Source organism: Sphingomonas sp. 7/4-4 (assembly GCF_027941955.1).
GTDB lineage: Bacteria > Pseudomonadota > Alphaproteobacteria > Sphingomonadales > Sphingomonadaceae > Sphingomonas.
The window spans coordinates 4,151,738-4,171,547 of the sequence record NZ_CP115960.1; the positions used below are offsets into that span (position 1 = coordinate 4,151,738).

The following is a 19,810-nucleotide window of genomic DNA, read 5'->3' on the forward strand; positions in this document are numbered from 1 at the left end:
TTTATTCGACGACCACGAGCGGCTGATCGAACTCGACCGGCTGGCCGTTCTCGATGAGGATCGCCTTGACCGTGCCAGCGGCGGGCGCCTGGATCGGGTTCATCACCTTCATCGCCTCAATGATCAGCAATGTGTCGCCCGCGGCGACCTTGTCGCCCACCGCGACGAACATCTTCGCCTCGGGATTGGGCTTCAGATAGGCGGTGCCGACCATCGGCGACTTGACTGCGTTCGCCGCGGCGACGGGCGCAGCGGCTTCGGCAGGCACGGCCGCGGCGACAGGCGCCGGAGCGGCCGCTGCCGGTGCGGCATATTGCACTGCCGGTGCGGCGGTCACGGTGCGCGCGACGCGCACGCGGCGTTCGCCGTCCTCGACTTCGATCTCGGTAAGCTGCGTCTCGTCGAGCACGGCGGCGAGCTGGCGGACCAGCTCGATATCGACGTGCATCGCCCCTTGTTTCTTATCTTCGGCCATTGCGACCCTTTATCCGATGAAAGCGCGCGCTCATGTCAGAGACGCGCCGCGGCTTCAAGCGCGAGCATGTACGACAGCGCTCCGAAGCCCGCGATGGTTCCGCGCGCGGCCCGCACGACATACGACGTGTGCCGGAAGTCCTCGCGCGCATGCGGGTTGGAAAGATGGACCTCGATCACCGGCGTCGTGATGCTCTTCACGGCATCGTGCAACGCGATCGAAGTATGCGTGTACCCGCCCGGGTTCAGGATGACCGCCTTGGCGCCCCGGGCCTGCGCCTCGTGCAGCCAGTCGATGAGGTGGCCCTCGTGATTCGACTGGCGCAGGTCGATGTCGAGATCGAGCTCCTTCGCCCGATCCTCCATCCGGCCCGCGATATCGTCCAGCGTGTCCGAGCCGTAGATCTCCGGCTCGCGCAGCCCCAGCAGATTGAGGTTGGGGCCGTTGAGGACGTAGATCGTATCGGCCAAGCCGGTGCCTTTCGGTTGCGGGCGTCTGCATCGCCTCTATATGACGCAACGTCAGCGATCAAATCGGGCGCTTCGTCCCATTCCCGTTCGCCCTGAGCTTGTCGAAGGGCTGCACTTCTCCCCGTCCATCCGGACGCGAAGAAAGAACAGGGCTTCGACAAGCTCAGCCCGAACGGAGGTTTAAGCGCGTGCACACCGACGGTACCGTCAGCATAGTCGTCAACGGCGAGCACAAGCGCGTCACCGCCGGCCTCACCATCATCCAGCTGGCCGAGCAGCTTGGGCTGGTGCCCGAGAAGATCGCCGTCGAGCGCAATCTCGAAGTGGTGCCCCGCTCGACCTTGGGCGAAGTGCTGGTGCGCGACGGTGACGAGCTCGAGATCGTCCACTTCGTTGGTGGTGGCGACCATGCCCGCCCGATCGACGAGGATACGTGGAGCGTCGCCGGCAAGACCTTCCGCTCGCGGCTGATCGTCGGCACCGGCAAATACAAGGATTTCGAGCAGAATGCGGCTGCGGTCGCGGCGAGTGGGGCGGAGATCGTCACGGTGGCGGTGCGCCGCGTGAACGTCTCGGACCCCAATGCGCCGATGCTCACCGACTATATCGATCCCAAGAAGATCACCTATCTCCCCAACACCGCGGGCTGCTTCGACGCCGAGAGCGCGATCCGCACGCTGCGGCTCGCGCGCGAAGCCGGCGGTTGGGAGCTCGTGAAGCTCGAAGTGCTCGGCGAGGCGCGCACGCTCTATCCCGACATGGTCGAGACCCTGCGCGCGACCGAAGTGCTCGCCAAGGAAGGCTTCAAGCCGATGGTCTATTGCGTCGACGATCCGATCGCGGCGAAGCGGCTGGAGGATGTCGGCGCAGTGGCGATCATGCCGCTGGGCGCGCCGATCGGCTCGGGGCTCGGCATCCAGAACCGGGTGACGATCCGCCTGATCGTCGAGGGCGCCAAGGTGCCGGTGCTGGTCGATGCCGGCGTTGGTTCGGCGAGTGACGCGGCGGTGGCGATGGAGCTCGGCTGCGACGGCGTGCTGATGAACACCGCGATCGCCGAGGCCAAGGACCCGATCCTGATGGCGGCGGCGATGAAGGCGGCGGTCGAGGCGGGGCGGCTGTCGTATCGCGCCGGGCGGATGGCGAAGCGGCGATATGCCGATCCGTCGAGCCCGCTGGCGGGGCTGATCTAACGCGGCAGCCGGTTTGCAAAGTGGCCGGCAGCTAACGCCCCACTAGCGGACATTTGAAGAGCGGCGGTATATCGCGACATGGCTGAACTGGTTTTTGAAATCTGGCGAAGCACCGACGATAATTCGTTCGAGTTGTCAGGCGTGACGGAACGCGGCGACCGACTGCGTAAATCGGTGAGCCCGAACGCTGTCCTCGTTCACACCTTCGTGGCCCAGTCGGATTTCGACGCATCGCAACAGAACTATGATTGGCATGGATGGGGCAAATGGAAGCCGGACGCAGGTTGGACGGAGCACTTCTACACCGACGAAGAAGCTGACGAGCAGCGGCGCTACATGGTCGCGCGCGATGTCCGCTAACCACCATTTGCAGACATGCTTGCAATGTAGGATTTCGCCTGACAGCCTCATCTGGCTCTTTGACATCGTAACGCCCCTCTCCTCCTGCTCGTGCGAAAGCAGGAGTATAGCGCCGCTCGGCCCATGCCATCCCGGATTGCCTGCGCAGGAACACGGCCGGCCAGAACCATGCAGTCAGTGTGACCCTAGTGTGACCTTTCGCGGCTAACCACCACTTCCCGCCGTTCGCAGGCGCGCCGTCAGCGAATGACCGAATTGTGAATGGCCGAGGCTTTCCGCATGCCGGCCGGCAGCGCATTGACGGCGCTCCGAAAGAGGCCGAGATCATGGCGTGCGGACGGCGACCGGATCCGTAGCATTGGTTCTGGAGGGACGAATGAGCGGATATGTGGTGACCACCGACAACGGCAACGATCACAGAAACCTGTTCATGGTGAACAACGCCGACCCGAAATCGGCATGCGCCGAGATCAACCGATTCATGAAGCTGAACAATGCCGCGGCGCTCGCCCCGATGAGCGATGCGACGCTCGACCATTTCCAGGTCGTGGCAGGCACGCCGTGGCTCTTCACGACCCTCCATTCGCCCACCGGGAAGGTTACCAGCAGCCAGTTCAAATGATGGCCGTCGCTTGCGCCAGCACGCCCGCGGCGCAAAAACTTGGTGAGGATTTTCCCATATCGGCCCTCGTGCCCGGCTGGGGACCGATTGCCTCGGCTCAGATCTTCCGCCGACAGACGAGCTTGTCACCAGGCTCCAGCCCCGAGCCTGTCCGATCGACCGACCATTCGATCTGCATCTCGTCCGGACCGATCCTGCGGTAGGCGAAGGCGTCATCGCGCTCGCCCTCGGCGCGCGTCTTACGCCAAGTGAGGACCTCTGCCATCCAGCCGGGCGTGCTGTACCACCGTATTCCGCCGGCTACACTCGAAACCGACGCGCGGAACGCCTTCGTTTCCGGGGTGTAGGCCCAGCGCTCGGCCGCCTTGTACTTGCCCGGCGGCAAGTCAGCGTGCGCTTTCACCAGGGAGGCCGTTTCGGCGTCCCATGTGAATGCAAGGGTGGAAGAGATCGGGCGTCCTGACGGGAGCAGGTTTCCGTCGCATCGCCAAACGCCGACGAAGTAGGCGAGCGTGGGTGGCGGGGAGGGCGGGACATCCGCGGACAACAGAGCCAGTGCGGTTAGGAACATATTTGCTTGTCTACACGGCGGGTTTTGCAGTGTCGACAAGCCGCGCCAATCCCGGTGCCCGCCAAGGAATGACAGCTGCGCCCGCTTGCTCAGCGCCCCTTGCGCACCAGCCAGATCGCCCTTCCGCCGGTCGCGTGATCGTGCGGTACGAACGCCACTTCGAGCAGCCCGTGCCCGGCGAACAGCGCGCGATACTCGGCCGGGGCGAGGCTGGCGTGATAGAGTTCGTCGCCGAATTGGCAGCCGATCGTCTCGTCGCGCGCGGAGCCCGTGTTGAACAGGAAGGCGCCGTCGGGCGCGAGCAGCCCGGCCCCCTTGACCACCATCGCGGCCTGATCCTCCGGGGGCAGATGGAAGATGCTGTCCCATGCGATCACACCGTGGAACGGACCCTCCACCTCGGCCTCACGCATGTCGGCGCAGACCCAGCGGTGCCCGGGGAAGCGGGTGCGTGCGAGCGCGATCATCCGTTCGGACAGGTCGACGCCGGTCAGCCGCCGGTCGCGGTCGATCAGGTAGCGTGCGATCGGCTCGCCCGCGCCGCAGCCGAGGTCGAGGACTTGTCCCCCTTCGGCACGGCTAGCAGGAAGCGGTCGAGCCAGCCCTGCTCGACGAAGTTTCGGCGGCGCGCTTCGTCGAAAGCGTGCGCATGGCGCTCATAATGTTCGGCAATCCGATCGGGCATCGAAGGAACCCTCACCCGGCGCGGACCGTTGTTGTTCCGAAAGCGAAAGACAGGGCGCAGCTACGCGCCGGTCGCGGTCAGGAGATTGAAATCATGGGTGAACTCGTCGACAAGATCAAGGGCAACCTCAACGAGGCGGCCGGCAAGATCAAGCAGCGGAGCGACAATCCCGAGACCCGCGACGAAGGCGCCGCGCAGGAGCTCAAGGGCAAGGGCCAGCAGCTTGCCGGCAAGGTGAAGGGCGCGCTCGGCGACGATATCTGAGGATCACCGTTGAGGACGAAAGGGGCGGTCTCGCAGAAGGCCGCCCCTTTGCGTCAGTCGGGCCCTCTTAGTCGGGAACGTAGAACGACCAGAGCCCGCTCACCAGCTTGCACGCGGCGAAGCGGACCGGGCGGTGCGACGCGCCGATTTCGCAGATCATATAGGATTGGGTCTCCACCGGTTCGAGCGGATTGGGGAGCATCACCGTCCTGCTGCCGAGCCAGCGCCATTCCTGTTGCCACACCTTCACACCGGAAAGCGCGAGATGATCGCCCTCCTTGCCGATGTGCACCGTCTTCCAACTCATTTCAGTCTCCTCGCCCTTATTATAGAGGCTGCGGAGCGGGTCAGCGGTCGCGGATCGCGCTGATTGTCGTGCCTGGCGTGATGAATTCGACATCGGTCTTCAAATGGAGCAGCCGGACGCCCTTTTCGACCAGCGCACGCTCCAGTGCGGGGGCGAATTCCTCGGTCCGCTCGACGGTTTCGGCCCAGCAGCCATAGGCCCGGCCGAGCGCGGCGAAATCGGGATTGTGCAGATTGGTGCCCGAGAGGCGTGCCGGATATTCGCGCTCCTGGTGCATGCGGATCGTGCCGTATGCGCCGTTGTCGATCACCAGCACGAGGATGTCGGCGTTGTGCTGGACGGCGGTGGCGAGTTCCTGCCCGTTCATCATGAAATCACCGTCGCCGGCGAGCGCGACCACCTGCCGCTCCGGCGCGCGCAATTTGCCCGCGACGGCGGCGGGCACGCCATAGCCCATCGCCCCGGCAGTCGGCGCCAGCTGCGAGGGTTGCGGCCCGTAATGCCAGTAACGATGCCACCAGCTCGAGAAATTGCCCGCGCCGTTGCAGATGATCGTGTCCGCCGGCATGGCCTCGCGCATCGCCGCGACGCACTGGCCGAGATCGAGCGTTACGCCCTCGCGCGGCCTGGGGGTGGACCAGTCGAGCCATTCGGCATGGGCTTCGGCGGCGCCGCCGCGGATCGGCGGGATGTTCTCCAGCGCTGCCGCGCCGGTGAAGCTCGTCATGTCGGCGCAGATCGCGACGTCGGCGCGATAGACCCGGCCAAGCTCGTTCGGGTCGGGGTGGACGTGGATCAGCGTCTGTCCCGGGTGATCGGGGGTGATCAGCGCATAGCCGTCCGTCGTCGCTTCGCCGAGCCGTGCGCCGACGGCGAGGATCAGGTCCGCGCCCTTGATCCGCGACACCAGTTTCGGATTGGGCCCATAACCCAGATTGCCGGCATAGACCTGCGATCCTGCGGGGAGCGCATCCTGCCGTCGGAAGGCACTGGCGACGGGCAGGCCGATACGCTCCGCGAAGCTGGCGAAGGCCGCACCCGCCGCCGCGGTCCAGCCCGCGCCGCCGACGATCGCGATCGGCCGGTCGGCCTGTTTGATCAAAGCGGCCATCGCCTGCATCGCGTGCCGATCGGGCGCCTGGGTGATACGGGGCAAGGGCGGGCGGTCCACTGCCTCGACCACGTCGCACAGCATGTCTTCGGGAAGCGCGATCACAACCGGCCCGGGCCGGCCGCTGGTCGCCACGTTCCATGCCCGCGCGACATATTCGGGAATCCGCGCCGCATCCTCGATCCGCGTCGCCCATTTGGCGAGCGGCGCGAACATCGCGGGGAAGTCCACTTCCTGGAATCCTCGCGGTCGCGCATCCCGCGGTCGACGTCGCCGATGAACAGGATCATCGGCTGCGAATCCTGCATCGCCACATGGACGCCGATCGACGCGTTGGTCGCGCCCGGCCCGCGGGTGACGAAGGCCACGCCCGGCCGTCCCGTCATCGCCCCGTCGGCGCAGGCCATGAAGCTCACGCCGCCTTCCTGCCGGCACGTCACCACGTCCACTTGCGGCGTGTCGTGCAACGCGTCGAGCACGGCGAGGAAGCTCTCGCCCGGCACATGGAAGATGCGGTCGCAGCCTTGTGCGACCAGATTGTCGACGAGGATCCGGCCCCCGGTTCGTTTCGCGGTCATGCCCGCTTCCTAGCGCGGCTGACCTGCTTCGCGTAACCCCCGGCCGCTATGCCGGTTATCCCGCGGCGGAATGGCGCCCGCTCAGGACGCCCATTCTGCGCGCAGATCGGCCTCGCTGCCGTCGAAGTGGTTATAGTCGATCTTCCCGCCCGCATTGCCGGGGATGCCGGGCACGGTCGACGCCTTTTCGGCATATTGCCACAGCCAATAGCTCGACCAGCTCTTCTGGACCTTCGCGGTGGGGTTGTACTCGGCGTGCCACAGCCGGTGCGCGCCCCAGAAGGGATCGACGCTGTTGCCGAGCTTCTCCTTGATCAGATGCCCGCTGTAGAGCACCGCGCGGCGCCCTAGTTTCTCGTGGATCCGCTCGAGGAATTCGCGCGCCTGATCGAAGCCCATCTGGAACTTGGCGTCGATCTCATAGTCGAGCGCGACCAATGTGTTCGGGCCGGGCTGCGCCTTGAGAAGGAAATTGTCGACCTGCGCCTTCACCGGCGCGTTGGTGCCCCAATGATAGGCGCCCCAGAGCAGCCCGGCACTCTCGGCGGCGACGCGGCGTTCGGTATAGGTCTTGTCCTTGCCCGTCTGGCCGGTCGTCGCCTTGTGGACGACCCCGAGCAATCCCGCGGCGCGCGCCTGGGCGAAGCTGTTGACCACATTGCCTTGATAAAGGTCGATAACCACCGGGATTCGCGGTGCCTCGGCCGAAGTGGCGATCGGCGCGCGCGGCACTGCCGGAACCGGGACGGGCGCCGGCGTGGGAAGAGGGTGGGGGTCGGCGCCGGGAGCGGGGCCGCTCCGGCGGCGAACGGCGTGAGGGGGCCGCAACCGCCTGCCCAGACATAGGCATTCTCGTCGGTCTTGTACCAGAGCGGGTTGCCGTCGACCGACAGCCCGGCGACGATGGCGTGGACGTTGAGCGGCGTCCCAGCGAGCACTTTCCGGAACACCGGCGCGTCGGTGGTCGCAGCGCCCTGGCGCAGATTGACCTTGGCGGTGGTGGTGACCTGACCCGAGATCAGGATTTGCGGATGCTGCGGCATGGCTCAGCCCACCGCATCGTCGCCGGAGGTGCCCGGATTGGGCGCCGCCGTTGCCGCGCTGCCGACGGCGACCGTCTCCTGCCCGGCGGGGGTTCCCGGCGAAGGTGTCGCCCGGCTCATGAAGCCTTCGATGAAATCGGCGCCCGAATAACCGGCGCCGAGCAATGCGACGATCTGCGCCGAGGCGACCGCGTGGATATTGCCGATCAGGCTCACGCTTGCCAGCGCGCCTGCAATCGCGCCGATCGCCAGCGAAGTGATGAGCCGGCTCGGCTCGATCACGTCCGATACCGTGGCGGCGCTGTTGCTGACGGCGTCGTTGAGCTTCTTGAGGCCGACGATGCTGCGAATAGCCTGACCGAGCGTGCCGAGCATCGCGCCGAGCCCGATAAGCTGCATCCATGTTGTCGCGTCGAATGTGGTGTCCACAGTTCAGCTCCCCTTCTCGCCGACTGCTGAGTCTCTATTTACGAAGATTGCATAGTTGCACGTAAATGCAAGATATGTTCTTGCCTGCCGCAATCATCTGATAATTATCTGGAAATAGTGCCGTCATGGCGGCGAGGCTCAACCGGAGCCGAAGTTGAAACCTGGTTCAGGTTTGCTTGACCCGCCCTGATGCGCGGGATTATCGCCGCGGCGGGCCAGGAGAGAATCGCGAACCATGAAGAAGCTCTATGCGAACGCCGGGGCGGCACTGGACGGGCTGCTGTTCGACGGCATGACGTTGTGCGCGGGCGGCTTCGGCCTGTGCGGGATTCCCGAGCGGCTGATCGACGCGATCCAGGTCTCGGGGGTCAAGGACCTGACGATCGCGTCGAACAATGCCGGCATCGACAATGAGGGCCTCGGCAAGCTGCTGCGCAGCCGGCAGGTGAAGAAGATGATCTCCTCCTATGTCGGCGAGAACAAGGAGTTCGAGCGGCAATATCTGAGCGGCGAGCTCGAGGTCGAATTCTGTCCGCAGGGCACGCTCGCCGAACGCTGCCGGGCAGGGGGCGCGGGCATTCCGGGCTTCTACACCAAGACCGGCGTCGGCACCCAGGTCGCCGAGGGCAAGGAGGCGAAGATCTTCGACGGCGAGGAGTATATCCTCGAGCGCGGCATCCGCGCCGATCTGTCGATCATCAAGGGCTGGAAGGCTGACGAGAGCGGCAACCTCATCTTCCGCAAGACCGCGCGCAACTTCAACCAGCCGATGGCGACCGCGGGCCGGATCTGCGTCGCCGAAGTCGAGGAAGTGGTGCCCGTCGGCAGCCTGGATCCCGATCAGATCCATCTGCCCGGCATCTATGTGAAGCGGCTGATCGTCGGCGCCCCCTACGACAAGAAGATCGAGTTCCGCACCGTCCGCACCCGCGAGGCGGCGTGATACCGCGCCCGGCGTTGGCCTGCATGGCGGCGGCCCCGCTCGCCGCGCTGGCGCTGTCTGGGTGCGCTGCGGCGCTGGTCGCGGCACCGCTGGCAGCCGGCGCAGGCGTGTACAAATCATCGCAGGACCGGCCGGCCGGGCGTGACCGCAAGCGCCCCCGGCAGCAGGCGCCGAAGCCCGGGCAGGTTCTCACCGCGCCCGATGGAAGCAAGATACAGGTCACCAATCTGACTGCGCTGCCCCCGCCCAGCGGCACTTCGACCGGACCCGCGCCGGTCGCCGGCACCGCGCCGGGCGGCATGCAATTCCTCTACGGCTCGGGCGAAGCCGCGGCGCTCAGCCTCCAGGCCTATCAAGCACTGTGGAATTACCTGAAGGTCGAGATCAGCTATCGCCGCGACAAGTCGCAGGTCCGCTCGGTCGTGCTCGCACCCGGCTCGACGCTCGACAATCCGCGTTTCGAAACCTGCGGCAAGCGCCCGTTGGCAATCGTGCTCGACATTGACGAGACCGCCCTGCTCAATCTCGGCTATGAACGCGACGAGGCGATCCGCGGCGGCAGCTACGACGCGGCCCGCTGGACGCGCTGGGAGCAGACCGGTGCCGACAAAGTGGAAGCCGTCCCCGGCGCGGCGGAGGCACTAGCGGCGGCGCGGGGCGAAGGCTTCAAGGTGATCTTCAATTCCAATCGCTCGGTCGCCAGTGCCGCCCAGACCACGGCCGCGCTCGAACATGCCGGCCTCGGTCCGGCGGCGCTCTTCGACACCTTGTGGTTGCGCGGCGAGGGGAGCCGAGCGGCAAGGACGCGCGCCGCCAGCAGATCGCCCAGCGTTACTGCATCGTCGCGATGGCGGGCGACCAGCTCGGCGACTTCAGCGACCTGTTCAACGCGCCGGACGCACCGGTGCTCGCGCGGCGCAACAGCGTCGGAGGAACGCTGCTCGCGCCGCTCTGGGGTGCGGGCTGGTTCATGCTGCCGAACCCTGTCTATGGCACCGCGCTGAAGGGCGGCGTGGCCGAGATTTTCCCGCCGGAAGCGCATTGGACCGATCCGGCACAAGGAGCCGCGCGATGAGCTTTGGACGCAAGGGTGTCGTCACCGACGAGCTCGACATATCGAGCGCCGCGCACCTGCTCCAGGGCAGCCGCGAGTTCCTGCGCATGTGGGCGAAGCCCGGCGGCCCGGCCACATGCCTGGTCGATCCCGCAGCACTCGGCGCCGATCCGGCGCTGTTCGGCATCGCTTTGGTCGATTGCGTCCGCCACGGCGCGCGCGCCTGGGCGAACGCCACCGGCATCAGCGATGCCGAAGCGCTCGCCCGTATCTGGTTCGGTGTCGATGCCGAGCGCCAGTCTCCCACCGATCTTGGCAAGGAAGTGCATTGATGCCCTGGACCCGTGACGAAATGGCCGCGCGCGCGGCGAAGGAGCTCAAGGACGGCTTCTATGTCAATCTCGGCATCGGCATCCCCACGCTGGTGGCGAACCACATACCCGAGGGCGTCGAAGTCACGCTCCAGTCCGAGAACGGCATGCTCGGCATCGGCCCCTTTCCCTATGAGGGCGAGGAGGACCCGGACCTGATCAATGCGGGCAAGCAGACGATCTCGGAGCTGCCCAGTTCGGTCTATTTCTCGTCGTCGGACAGTTTCGCGATGATCCGCGGCGGGCATATCGACCTGACCGTGCTCGGCGCGATGGAAGTCAGCGAAGCCGGCGACATCGCCAACTGGATGATCCCGGGCAAGATGATCAAGGGCATGGGCGGCGCGATGGACCTCGTCGCCGGGGTCAAGAAGATCATCGTGGTGATGGAGCACAACTCCAAGGCGGGCGACCCCAAGTTCATCCCGACCTGCACGCTGCCGCTCACCGGCAGGAACGTCGTCGACATGATCATCACTGATCTCGCGGTGTTCCAGCGTTCCGATCACGACAGCCCGTTCCGGCTGGTCGAGCTCGCACCGGGAGTGACGACGGAGGAAGTCGCCGCGAAGACCACCGCCAGCTACGAAGCCGCCGTCGTCGCTTGACGGAGGTGCGCGTTGACGCTGTGCCGGCCGAGGCGTAGCCTTCGAATATGGGCTGGTTCCGCCGCCGTTATCTCGACCTTCTGGGCTCGATCTACATCTACAACGAGCATCGCGGCTATACGAGCATCGATAGGGTGCTCGAGGCGGTGCGTGCGCGATCGCCGGACGACGTCGCGCTGATCGCCGCGATCGAGAAGCACCGCGCCGACGAACGCAAGCACTATCTCATGTTCAAGCGCTGGTTCGAGCTACAGGGCAAGATGCCGCTCAAAGTCGATCGTACCTGCGGCCATATCGATCGCTTCGTCGAGATCATGTTCCGTCGCACGATCGACGATCTCGATACCGACGCGATCATCGCCAGCGACGACGAGTTCGAGAAGCTCTGCCGGGTGATCTCGCTGACCGAGCAGCGCGGCTACAAGCAAGTCGACGTCCTGCTGCGCCACCCTTGGTCACCGGCGACAAGGTTCTGATGCGGATATTCCGGATCATCGAGAAGGACGAGCCGAGCCACTGGGCGCCCTATGACGGCTGGCTGAAGGCGAACGGCAAGCGCGATCCGAAATGGTGGGAGCGGGCGATAGACACCTTCATCCACTCCGAATTGCTGTTCCTCAAGCTGCCGGCATTGTTCCTGAACCCGTTCGTGGCCCGTCGCACCGACTGGGCCGATGCACAGGAGCCGGCCCAGCGGCTGGCGACGCCGCTTCCCGCGGGGCTGTAGCCGGGGCGGACCGAAGCCCGCCCCGAACCTCTCATTCGGCGACGAGGCAGTGCCAGCAGATCAGCTGGCCGTCTTCGGCGTCGAAGCGCTCACCCACGCGCTCGAAGCCGTTGCGTTCGAGCACGCGCTGCGAGGCCGCATTGTCGAGCGCGGTCTCGGCAGTGATCGCCGTGACATTCGGAGCGGCGCGCGCCCATTCCACGACCGATCCGATCGCCTGGGTCGCACTTCCGCGACGCTGCCGATCGGGGGCGATGCCATAGCCGATGTCGATGTTGCCTCCTTCGGGCGGGCGGGTGATCGAGCAGAGGCCGACGACTGCGCCGTCCTCGACGATCAGCCACGACGCCGGAGCGAAAGTGGCGCTGACTCGCTCGGCCAGTCCGGCGAGCATCTGCAGGATTTCCGGCGGCGCGATCGGGCTGTCGGCAAGCGTCAGGCCGCGCGGCGCACGGCCGTCCAGAAGCGCGGCATAGTCTGCCGCGTCGGTTTCGATGATCATTCAATACCTCGGTAAATGCGGGAAAGCCGGCTTGTTTGCCGGCGCACGCTCGCGCGTCAGCGCCGCATCGAGCACACGCACATCGACGCTCGGCCGCGCAAGCGGTCGGAGGCGACAGGGGTGAGCAAAGGCGATCTCCTGTGAGGTTGGCGCCTATCTGAAACGACAAGCCGTGCTTGTAAACCCGCAGCTATTTTCAGAGCATGCCGGCCTGGGCTATCGGGCGCACATGCGTATCCTTCTCACAGGCTCGTCCGGCTGGCTCGGCCGCTTCCTTGCACCGATGCTGCGGGCCCGCGGCGATGTGGTGACCGGTCTCGACGTCGCGCGGGGCCCCGACACCCAGGTGATCGGCTCGGTCGCCGATCGCGCGCTCATCGACCGCCTCTTCGCCGAGCATGGTATCGAAGCGGTGATCCACGGCGGCGCGCTACATAAGCCCGACATCGCCCGCTATCCGGCGCAGGCATTCATCGACGTCAACGTCACCGGCACGCTCAACCTGCTCGAAGCCGCTACCGCTGCGGGCCACGACCGCTTCGTCTTCACGTCGACCACTTCGCTGATGATCTCGACAGCGATCCGCAACGAGCTCGCCGACCATGCCGTCTGGCTCGACGAAACCAGCGGCCCGCTCGAGCCGCGCAACATCTACGGCGTCACCAAGCTCGCCGCCGAGCAGCTCTGCCGGCTCGCACATCTCGAGAACGGGCTGAACTGCATCGTATTGCGCACCAGCCGCTTCTTCCCAGAGGACGATGATACGCACCGCGATCTGTCGGGCGAGAACATGAAGGCCAACGAACTGCTCCACCGCCGCCTGACGGTGGAGGATGCCGCCCGCGCGCACATGGTTGCGCTGGACCGCGCGCCCGAAATCGGTTTCGGCAGCTTCATCGTATCAGCGCCGACGCCGTTCGATCGGCAGGAATGCGACGAACTCAAACGCGACGCCGCGACAGTAATCGCGCGCTATTTCCCCGATGCACCTGCGTTATACGCCGCCAAAGGCTGGGAACTCCCCGCAGTATCGGCCGTGTCTATGACGCCGCGCTTGCCGGGAAACTGCTCGGCTTTCGCTGCGAGACCGATTTCGGGACTGTGCTCGACGCCCTGCGGCAAGAAAAGCCGCTGCCGTTCGCACATGATCCGAACTATGTTTCGCCGAAGGAAGTATCAGGCGTGGGATAAGGGTCCTCCGCGCCTTGTGTTTGCGTAAAGACACAAGAGCTGCGGGGAATTCTGGATGCGCTGGATCGTTCGCGGGCTGATCGCCCTGGTTGCCGTGCTGTTGCTTGCGTTGGCCGTAATCTATGCCGGCTCCGAATGGGTGATCCGCAAGGGCCATGCCATGCCGATGGCCGAAGTGGCGATCCCGTCCGACCCCGCCTCGATCGCCGAGGGCGCCCGCATGGCGCGTCTCGCCAGTTGCCGCGATTGTCACGCCGCCAATGGCGAGGGCGGCGTGCTGTTCGAGGACCCGATGCTCGGCCGTATCGCCCCGCCGCCGCTGGCCCGGGTCGCTGCGACGATGAGCGATGCCGAACTCGTTCGCGCCATCCGCCAGGGTGTCCACAAGGACGGCTCGTCGCTGTTCATCATGCCGACCCATGCGCTCGGCCATTTGTCCGATCAGGATGTCGGCCGCATCGTCGCGTGGATCCGCACCCTGAAGCCCGGCTCCAGGGATCTCGCAGGCGACCATGTCCTATGGTCCGGTCGGTCGCGCACTGATCCTTGCGGGCAAGCTCCCGGCGATGGCGACTTCAGCCAGGGTCTCGGAGCCGGCCCGTCCCGCCGACATGGGCCGCTATGTCGTCGATTTCGCCTGCACCGCCTGCCACAAGCTCCATCAGGACGGGACGATGGAGGACGGCAGCACCAGGGTTCCCGCGCTCGCGCCGATCGTCGCTGCCTATGATCCGGACAGGCTCAGGACGCTGCTGCGCACTGGCGTCGGCACCAAGCCCGACCACGGCGTGATGAGCAAGGTCGCGCGCGAGAGCTTCTTCGCGCTCACCGATCCCGAGATCGACGCGATCCAGGCCTATCTCAAGGGCGAGGCCGAGAAGGCCGCGCCGCAATAGCGCAGCTTCCTATCGCAAAATTGCGTAGCGGGTTGCTCTCGCGCACGATTGGCCTAGATCGCCCCCATGGCCAGTAAACCGCTCACCCTGTACGAGAAGATCTGGGCAGACCATGTCGTCGAGCGCCGAGACGACGGCACCTGCCTGATCTACATCGATCGCCACCTCGTCCACGAAGTCACCAGCCCGCAGGCCTTTTCGGGCCTTCGCGCCGCGGGCCGCCCGGTGCGCCGTCCCGATCTCACCCTCGCGGTGCCCGACCATAACCTTCCGACCACCGCGCGGGTCGATGCCGCGGGGAACGCGCTGCCGATCGCCGATCCCGCCAGCGCGGGCCAGCTCGCCGCGCTGCGTTCGAACGTCGCCGAGTTCGGCGTGCCCTATATCGACGCGCTCGATGCGCGGCAGGGGATCGTCCATGTCGTCGGCCCCGAACAGGGCTTCACCTTGCCCGGCACCACGCTCGTCTGCGGCGACAGCCACACCTCGGCGCACGGCGCGCTGGGAGCATTGGCGTTCGGCATCGGCACGTCCGAGGTCGAGCATGTCCTCGCCACCCAGACGCTCCTCCTGCAGCAGTCCAAGACGCTCGAGATCCGCGTCGACGGCAGCCTCGGTTTCGGCGTCAGCCCCAAGGATGTCGTTCTCGCCATCATCGGCAAGATCGGCGCGGCGGGCGGCACGGGCTATGTCATCGAGTTCACCGGCGAAGTGATCCGCGCGATGTCGGTCGAAGGCCGATTGACCGTCTCGAACATGTCGATCGAGGGCGGTGCCCGCTCGGGGTTGATCGCGCCCGACGAAACCACGTTCGCTTATCTCAAGGGCCGCCCGCTCGCGCCCAAGGGCGAGGATTGGGACAAGGCCGTTGCCTATTGGCGCACGCTGCCCACCGATGCCGGCGCGCGCTACGACAAGACCGTCCTGCTCCACGCCAGCGACATCGCCCCCTCGCTCACCTGGGGCACCAGCCCCGAGGACGTCGTGCCGATCACCGGCGCGATCCCCGACCCGGAGAGCTTCGCCGACCCCTCGAAGCGTGTCGCCGCGCAGAAATCGCTCGACTATATGGGCCTCGCGGCGGGCACGGCGATGCAGGATATTCCGATCGAGCATGTCTTTATCGGCAGCTGCACCAACAGCCGCATCGAGGATCTGCGCGCCGCCGCCGCGGTGGTGAAGGGCCGGCATGTCGCCGACCGCATCCGCCAGGCGCTGGTCGTCCCGGGCTCTGGGCTGGTCAAATTGCAGGCCGAAGCCGAGGGTCTCGACCGCATCTTCACCGAGGCCGGCTTCGAATGGCGCGAGCCTGGCTGCTCGATGTGCCTCGCGATGAATCCGGACAAGGTCCCCCCGGCGAACGTTGTGCTTCCACCTCGAATCGAAACTTCGTAGGAAGGCAGGGTCCGGGCGCGCGAACCCACCTGCTGTCCCCCGCCATGGCGGCGGCGGCGGCGGTCACGGGGCGCCTCACCGATGTCAGGGAGCTGATGTCGGCGGATGCGTGAGGGAGTTCGTATGAAGCGCGCGTTGATCGTGTTGATCGTCGGCACCGTGTTGAGCGGCCTCGCCGCGGCCTATGCCTCGGCCCACAGCAAGCCAGCGTCGAGCGCGGAAACGCCAGGGAAAAGCTGACCCGCGCCTTCGCTTCGACGATTGTCGGCGCGATGGGAACTGCCTTCGCGCTGCTCGCCGTCGCGGCGCCGGCCCATGCCCAGGCGCCGGACGTCGAGCTCTGGCGGCTCGATTGCGGCGAGCTCGATGTCGCCGATTTCGCCGAGTTCAGCGACACGCATCGCTATGACGGCAAGCCCTATACGCTGGTCGACAGCTGCTATCTGATCCGCCACGGCAGCGACTATCTGCTCTGGGACACCGGCCTGAGCGGTGACCTGGTCGGCAAGAAGGTGGTCGACGGCGCCTTCACGCTGACGCTCAAGGCGCGGGTCGTCACCCAGCTCGCGCAGATCGGGTTCAAGCCCGAACAGATCACCCGCGTCGGCATCAGCCATTATCACGACGATCATACCGGCCAGCTCGGCGACTTCACGCATGCGGCTTTGCTGATCGGCGCTGGCGACTTCGCCGCGATCAAGGCGGGCAGCGCGGCGCGTCCGAATTGGGCAACTTTGTTCAAGCCGTGGATCGACGGCACTGCCAAGGTCGACGCGGTCGCGGGCGACAAGGACATATTCGGCGACGGCAGCGTGGTGATGCTCGGCATGCCCGGCCATACGCCTGGGCACCATTCGCTGCTCGTCCGGCTGAAGGGCACGGGGCCGGTTCTGCTCTCGGGCGATCAGTTCCACGCCACCGAAAGCTTCGAGAACGATCAGGTGCCGACCTACAATACCGATCGCGCGGACACGCTCGCCTCGAGCGATCGCTTCAAGCAGATCGCGGCCAACTTGAAGGCGAAAATCGTGATCCAGCACGAGCCCGCCGATGTCGCCAAATTGCCCCTCTTTCCCCGGAGTGCCCGCTGATGGAACCCGTTCGCCAGGTGGAGGGGCGTGCCTATCCGTGGGGCGCCAAGAATATCGACACCGACATCATCATTCCCGCGCACTGGCTCAAGACCACGACGCGCGAAGGATTGGGGCAGGGGGCGTTCGAGACGGTGCGCGCGCAGCCGGACAATATCTTCGACGATCCGCGCTATGCGGGTGCGCCGGTGCTGATCGCCGGCGATAATTTCGGCTGCGGATCGAGCCGCGAGCACGCCGCCTGGGCGCTCGCCGATCTGGGCATCAAGGCCGTGATCGCGCCGAGCTTCTCGGACATCTTTTCGGGCAATGCCTTCAAGAACGGCATCGTCCCGGTGGTGCTCCCGCAGGAAGCGATCGACCGGCTGGTCGAAGTCGCGCGCGATAATGAAGTCACGGTCGATCTCGAGACGATGACCGTCACCACGCCCTTCCAGGACCGTTTCCCGTTCCATCTCGATCCCTTCCGCCGCGACTGTTTGATGCAGGGGCTGGACGAGATCGGCATGACACTGGCAAAAGATACCGAGATTTCGAAATACGAATCCGGTGTCGCTGCTTCGCGTCCCTGGGTGACAGCGGGAGCGGGCAATGAAGGCACTATTGTCGCAGGCGCCGGGCGGACCTGAAACTCTAAGCCTCGTCGAACTGCCCGATCCCATACCGGGCGAGGGCCAGGTGCTGGTCGCAGTGAAGGCCTGCGCGATCAACTATCCCGACGTCCTGATCATCGAGGATAAATACCAGTTCAAGCCGCCGCGCCCGTTCGCGCCCGGCGGTGAGATCGCCGGCACCGTCGAGGCGGTGGGCGAGGGCGTGACGCAGTTCGCGGTGGGTGACCGCGTGATCGGGGTGATCGGCCATGGCGGGCTTGCGGAGAAGGTCGCGGTTGATGTCGCGCGCCTTTATCCGCTTCCCGAAGGGCGCAGCTTCGCGGAAGGCGCGGCGCTGCTGCTCACGTACGCCACGACGATCCACGCATTGCTCGATCGCGGGCATCTGAAGGCGGGGCAGACCCTCCTCATCCTTGGCGCGGCCGGCGGCGTCGGGCTCGCGGCGATCGAACTCGGCAAGGCATTCGGCGCCCGCGTCGTCGCCGCCGTCTCGTCCGAAGAGAAAGCGGAAGCGGCGCGTGCGGCCGGCGCCGACGAGACGCTCGTCTATCCGCGTGCGCCGTTCGACAAGGAGCAGTCGAAGGCATTGAGCGAGGCGTTCAAGGCCGCGGTTGGCCCCAGAGGCGCCGACGTTATCTACGATCCGGTCGGCGGCGACTATGCCGAGCCTGCGCTCCGCGCGATCGGCTGGGAAGGGCGCTATCTGGTCGTCGGCTTTCCCGCGGGTATCCCGAAATTGCCGCTCAACCTCACGCTTCTCAAGAGCTGCGACGTCTGCGGCGTCTTCTGGGGCGCCTTCGCCGCGCGCGATCCGCAGGCCAACCAGGTGCATGTCGAGCACCTCTTCCGCTTGTGGGAGAAAGGCAGGATCGCCCCGCGCGTGACGGAAACCTTCGCGCTGGCGGACGGCGGCAAGGCGATCGCGAAGATGGCCGCACGGCAAGCGATCGGGAAACTGGTGGTGACCGTTTCACACTGACCGTCACCCCGGCGGAAGCCGGGGCCCAGAGCCACAGGCTTGACGGCAGAGTAATCCTGGATCCCGGCTTTCGCCGGGATGACGGTGGGGAGTGTGCTTATGCGAAGCTTCCCGTTGCCTTGCCTCTCCCTCCCTCCTATCTCGGCGGAAACCGACACCCAGAGGCGAGCACCACATGACCACTTTCGACGATCGCGAGCGCGCATTCGAGGCGAAATTCGCCCGTGACGAGGACATTGCCTTCCGCGTCAGCGCGCGCCGCAACCGTCTGCTCGGCCACTGGGCAGCCGCCAAGATGAACCTCACGCCCGAAGAGACCGACGCCTATGCCAAGGCGGTGGTCCAGGCCGATTTCGAGGAAGCCGGCGACGAGGACGTGATCCGCAAGCTGCTCGGCGACCTGATCGCCGCCGGCGTCGAAGTCGACGATGCGACGATCCGTCAGGCGATCGCGGAGAAGACCGTCGAGGCGCGCCGCCAGCTGATGGAATCGAAGTAAGATGGCGATGGCCGCGTCCGAGATCGAGGAACTGATCCGCGCCGGCATCCCCGATGCCCGCGTCGAGATTACCGACCTCGCCGGCGACGGCGACCACTATGCAGCGCGCGTCGTCGCCCCCATGTTCAGGGGGATGCCGCGCGTGCGCCAGCACCAGGCGGTTTATGCAGCGCTCGGCGGGCGCATGGGCGGCGTGCTCCACGCGCTCCAGCTGACCACCGAAGCGCCAGCCGAGGAGTAGACAAGTGACCGACGAAGTTCAGGACCGGATCCAGGGTTTGGTGGATGCCAACCCCGTGCTCCTTTTCATGAAGGGCAGCCCGCTTTTCCCGCAATGCGGCTTTTCGAGCCGCGCGATCGCGATCCTCACCCATCTCGGCGTCGAGTTCGAGAGCGTCGATGTGCTCCAGGACCAGGGCGTCCGCCAGGGCATCAAGGCCTTCTCGGACTGGCCGACCATCCCCCAGCTCTATGTGAAGGGCGAATTCGTCGGCGGATCGGACATCATGATGGAGATGTACGAGAGCGGCGAACTGGCCCAGCTGCTGGCCGACAAGGGCGTCGCCGCGCAGGCCTGACCTTTCGATAATCATTTCCGTCACCCCGGCCTTGAGCCGGGATCCCGCTTCTTCTGCTTGGCTCAAGGCAGCGGGACCCCGGCTCGAGGCCGGGGTGACGAAGAAGGGTGTTCAACTGGCGGCCACGCTCCGGCCTGCGCCGGAGCACGGGAAGCGCGAAAACTTCCGAGTCGCTATCGATGTCGGGAAACCCCGGGTCGGGTGGGTCGACGCGAGACCGGTTAAGTAAGCGGTCGACCCACCCTGGAATGAAG

At 65.9% G+C, this 19,810-nt stretch carries 26 protein-coding genes and 4 pseudogenes; 21 read left to right on the top strand and 9 right to left on the bottom strand.

Annotation, left to right across the window (positions count from 1 at the left end):
- Position 1: 1 nt before the first annotated feature.
- Positions 2-475 (bottom strand): acetyl-CoA carboxylase biotin carboxyl carrier protein, encoded by a 474-nt coding sequence (gene accB / locus PIB19_RS21285; protein ID WP_271238931.1) that lies wholly within the window; start codon positions 473-475, stop codon positions 2-4.
- Between the two features lie 35 nt (positions 476-510).
- Entirely contained in the window at positions 511-945 is a 435-nt protein-coding gene (aroQ, locus tag PIB19_RS21290) for a type II 3-dehydroquinate dehydratase (RefSeq protein WP_271238932.1), read from the bottom strand.
- Positions 946-1,133: 188 nt separating this feature from the next.
- On the opposite strand from aroQ, the gene thiS reads away from it, so the two are divergent.
- From thiS to PIB19_RS21305, 3 genes are all read left to right on the top strand, one after another.
- A complete protein-coding gene (thiS, locus tag PIB19_RS21295) occupies positions 1,134-2,138 on the top strand; it encodes a sulfur carrier protein ThiS (RefSeq protein WP_271238933.1) in 1,005 nt (334 codons plus the stop codon).
- Between the two features lie 78 nt (positions 2,139-2,216).
- Positions 2,217-2,498 (top strand): hypothetical protein, encoded by a 282-nt coding sequence (locus PIB19_RS21300; protein WP_271238934.1) that lies wholly within the window; start codon positions 2,217-2,219, stop codon positions 2,496-2,498.
- Between the two features lie 376 nt (positions 2,499-2,874).
- A complete protein-coding gene (locus PIB19_RS21305) occupies positions 2,875-3,120 on the top strand; it encodes a hypothetical protein (RefSeq protein ID WP_271238935.1) in 246 nt (81 codons plus the stop codon).
- A gap of 97 nt (positions 3,121-3,217) precedes the next feature.
- On the opposite strand, the gene PIB19_RS21310 is transcribed toward PIB19_RS21305, so the two are convergent.
- Together PIB19_RS21310 and PIB19_RS21315 are read right to left on the bottom strand one after the other, a co-directional pair.
- On the bottom strand, positions 3,218-3,505 hold the full coding sequence (locus PIB19_RS21310) for a hypothetical protein (RefSeq protein ID WP_271238936.1): 288 nt from the start codon (positions 3,503-3,505) through the stop codon (positions 3,218-3,220).
- Positions 3,506-3,780: 275 nt separating this feature from the next.
- Complete coding sequence (locus PIB19_RS21315; RefSeq protein ID WP_271241053.1) at positions 3,781-4,293, bottom strand: class I SAM-dependent methyltransferase; 513 nt, start codon at positions 4,291-4,293, stop codon at positions 3,781-3,783.
- 176 nt (positions 4,294-4,469) lie between these two features.
- Here PIB19_RS21315 and PIB19_RS21320 point away from each other — a divergent pair, with 176 nt between their 5' ends.
- Positions 4,470-4,640 (top strand): CsbD family protein, encoded by a 171-nt coding sequence (locus PIB19_RS21320; protein WP_271238937.1) that lies wholly within the window; start codon positions 4,470-4,472, stop codon positions 4,638-4,640.
- 67 nt (positions 4,641-4,707) lie between these two features.
- On the opposite strand, the gene PIB19_RS21325 is transcribed toward PIB19_RS21320, so the two are convergent.
- The 4 genes and pseudogenes from PIB19_RS21325 to PIB19_RS21340 form a co-directional block, all read right to left on the bottom strand.
- Positions 4,708-4,947 carry a hypothetical protein gene (locus tag PIB19_RS21325; protein ID WP_271238938.1) on the bottom strand — a complete coding sequence of 80 codons (240 nt, stop codon included), beginning with the start codon at positions 4,945-4,947 and terminating at the stop codon, positions 4,708-4,710.
- 40 nt (positions 4,948-4,987) lie between these two features.
- Positions 4,988-6,636, bottom strand: a pseudogene (locus PIB19_RS21330) (thiamine pyrophosphate-binding protein).
- 81 nt (positions 6,637-6,717) lie between these two features.
- A complete protein-coding gene (locus PIB19_RS21335) occupies positions 6,718-7,320 on the bottom strand; it encodes a glycoside hydrolase family 25 protein (RefSeq protein ID WP_271238939.1) in 603 nt (200 codons plus the stop codon).
- Positions 7,321-7,682: 362 nt separating this feature from the next.
- Positions 7,683-8,108: a hypothetical protein gene (locus tag PIB19_RS21340; RefSeq protein ID WP_271238940.1), complete on the bottom strand. Its 426-nt coding sequence runs from the start codon at positions 8,106-8,108 to the stop codon at positions 7,683-7,685.
- A 235-nt stretch (positions 8,109-8,343) separates the two neighbouring features.
- Between PIB19_RS21340 and PIB19_RS21345 the strand changes: the two genes are divergently transcribed.
- The 7 genes and pseudogenes from PIB19_RS21345 to PIB19_RS21370 all read left to right on the top strand — a co-directional run bounded on the left by PIB19_RS21345 (position 8,344) and on the right by PIB19_RS21370 (position 11,811).
- Positions 8,344-9,051, top strand: a complete 708-nt coding sequence (locus PIB19_RS21345) for a CoA transferase subunit A (protein WP_271238941.1) — start codon at positions 8,344-8,346, stop codon at positions 9,049-9,051.
- Between the two features lie 299 nt (positions 9,052-9,350).
- A pseudogene (locus tag PIB19_RS23335) lies at positions 9,351-9,785 on the top strand (HAD family acid phosphatase); the annotation flags it as partial.
- 113 nt (positions 9,786-9,898) lie between these two features.
- The gene (locus tag PIB19_RS23340) at positions 9,899-10,126 is read left to right on the top strand and encodes a hypothetical protein (RefSeq protein WP_336297217.1); all 228 of its coding nucleotides are present in this window, start codon (positions 9,899-9,901) and stop codon (positions 10,124-10,126) included.
- Complete coding sequence (locus PIB19_RS21355) at positions 10,123-10,437, top strand: DUF5076 domain-containing protein (protein WP_271238942.1); 315 nt, start codon at positions 10,123-10,125, stop codon at positions 10,435-10,437. Before PIB19_RS23340 ends, PIB19_RS21355 begins: the two co-directional genes overlap by 4 nt.
- On the top strand, positions 10,437-11,084 hold the full coding sequence (locus PIB19_RS21360; protein ID WP_271238943.1) for a 3-oxoacid CoA-transferase subunit B: 648 nt from the start codon (positions 10,437-10,439) through the stop codon (positions 11,082-11,084). The genes PIB19_RS21355 and PIB19_RS21360 overlap by 1 nt, the downstream gene beginning before the upstream one ends.
- Positions 11,085-11,131: 47 nt before the next feature.
- Positions 11,132-11,560: a hypothetical protein gene (locus PIB19_RS21365; RefSeq protein WP_271238944.1), complete on the top strand. Its 429-nt coding sequence runs from the start codon at positions 11,132-11,134 to the stop codon at positions 11,558-11,560.
- Entirely contained in the window at positions 11,560-11,811 is a 252-nt protein-coding gene (locus tag PIB19_RS21370) for a hypothetical protein (RefSeq protein WP_271238945.1), read from the top strand. Before PIB19_RS21365 ends, PIB19_RS21370 begins: the two co-directional genes overlap by 1 nt.
- A gap of 31 nt (positions 11,812-11,842) precedes the next feature.
- Here the strand turns inward: PIB19_RS21370 and PIB19_RS21375 are convergent, their stop codons facing one another.
- A complete protein-coding gene (locus tag PIB19_RS21375; protein WP_271238946.1) occupies positions 11,843-12,313 on the bottom strand; it encodes a GNAT family N-acetyltransferase in 471 nt (156 codons plus the stop codon).
- Positions 12,314-12,542: 229 nt separating this feature from the next.
- Between PIB19_RS21375 and PIB19_RS21380 the strand changes: the two are divergent.
- The 10 genes and pseudogenes from PIB19_RS21380 to grxD all read left to right on the top strand — a co-directional run bounded on the left by PIB19_RS21380 (position 12,543) and on the right by grxD (position 19,556).
- A pseudogene (locus PIB19_RS21380) lies at positions 12,543-13,504 on the top strand (NAD-dependent epimerase/dehydratase family protein).
- Between the two features lie 55 nt (positions 13,505-13,559).
- Positions 13,560-14,234, top strand: a complete 675-nt coding sequence (locus PIB19_RS21385) for a c-type cytochrome (protein ID WP_271238947.1) — start codon at positions 13,560-13,562, stop codon at positions 14,232-14,234.
- Positions 14,179-14,400, top strand: coding sequence for a hypothetical protein (locus tag PIB19_RS21390; RefSeq protein WP_271238948.1), 222 nt, complete (start codon positions 14,179-14,181; stop codon positions 14,398-14,400). The genes PIB19_RS21385 and PIB19_RS21390 overlap by 56 nt, the downstream gene beginning before the upstream one ends.
- A 66-nt stretch (positions 14,401-14,466) precedes the next feature.
- Positions 14,467-15,908 (top strand): annotated as a pseudogene (gene leuC, locus PIB19_RS21395) (3-isopropylmalate dehydratase large subunit).
- Between the two features lie 159 nt (positions 15,909-16,067).
- Complete coding sequence (locus tag PIB19_RS21400) at positions 16,068-16,886, top strand: N-acyl homoserine lactonase family protein (RefSeq protein WP_271238949.1); 819 nt, start codon at positions 16,068-16,070, stop codon at positions 16,884-16,886.
- Positions 16,886-17,515: a 3-isopropylmalate dehydratase small subunit gene (leuD, locus tag PIB19_RS21405; RefSeq protein WP_271238950.1), complete on the top strand. Its 630-nt coding sequence runs from the start codon at positions 16,886-16,888 to the stop codon at positions 17,513-17,515. The genes PIB19_RS21400 and leuD overlap by 1 nt, the downstream gene beginning before the upstream one ends.
- On the top strand, positions 17,478-18,479 hold the full coding sequence (locus PIB19_RS21410; protein WP_271238951.1) for an NADPH:quinone oxidoreductase family protein: 1,002 nt from the start codon (positions 17,478-17,480) through the stop codon (positions 18,477-18,479). The genes leuD and PIB19_RS21410 overlap by 38 nt, the downstream gene beginning before the upstream one ends.
- Positions 18,480-18,654: 175 nt before the next feature.
- Positions 18,655-18,978 (top strand): DUF1476 domain-containing protein, encoded by a 324-nt coding sequence (locus tag PIB19_RS21415; RefSeq protein ID WP_271238952.1) that lies wholly within the window; start codon positions 18,655-18,657, stop codon positions 18,976-18,978.
- 1 nt (position 18,979) lies between these two features.
- On the top strand, positions 18,980-19,219 hold the full coding sequence (locus PIB19_RS21420; protein WP_056611947.1) for a BolA family protein: 240 nt from the start codon (positions 18,980-18,982) through the stop codon (positions 19,217-19,219).
- Positions 19,220-19,223: 4 nt separating this feature from the next.
- Entirely contained in the window at positions 19,224-19,556 is a 333-nt protein-coding gene (grxD, locus tag PIB19_RS21425) for a Grx4 family monothiol glutaredoxin (RefSeq protein WP_271238953.1), read from the top strand.
- Positions 19,557-19,810: the final 254 nt, after the last annotated feature.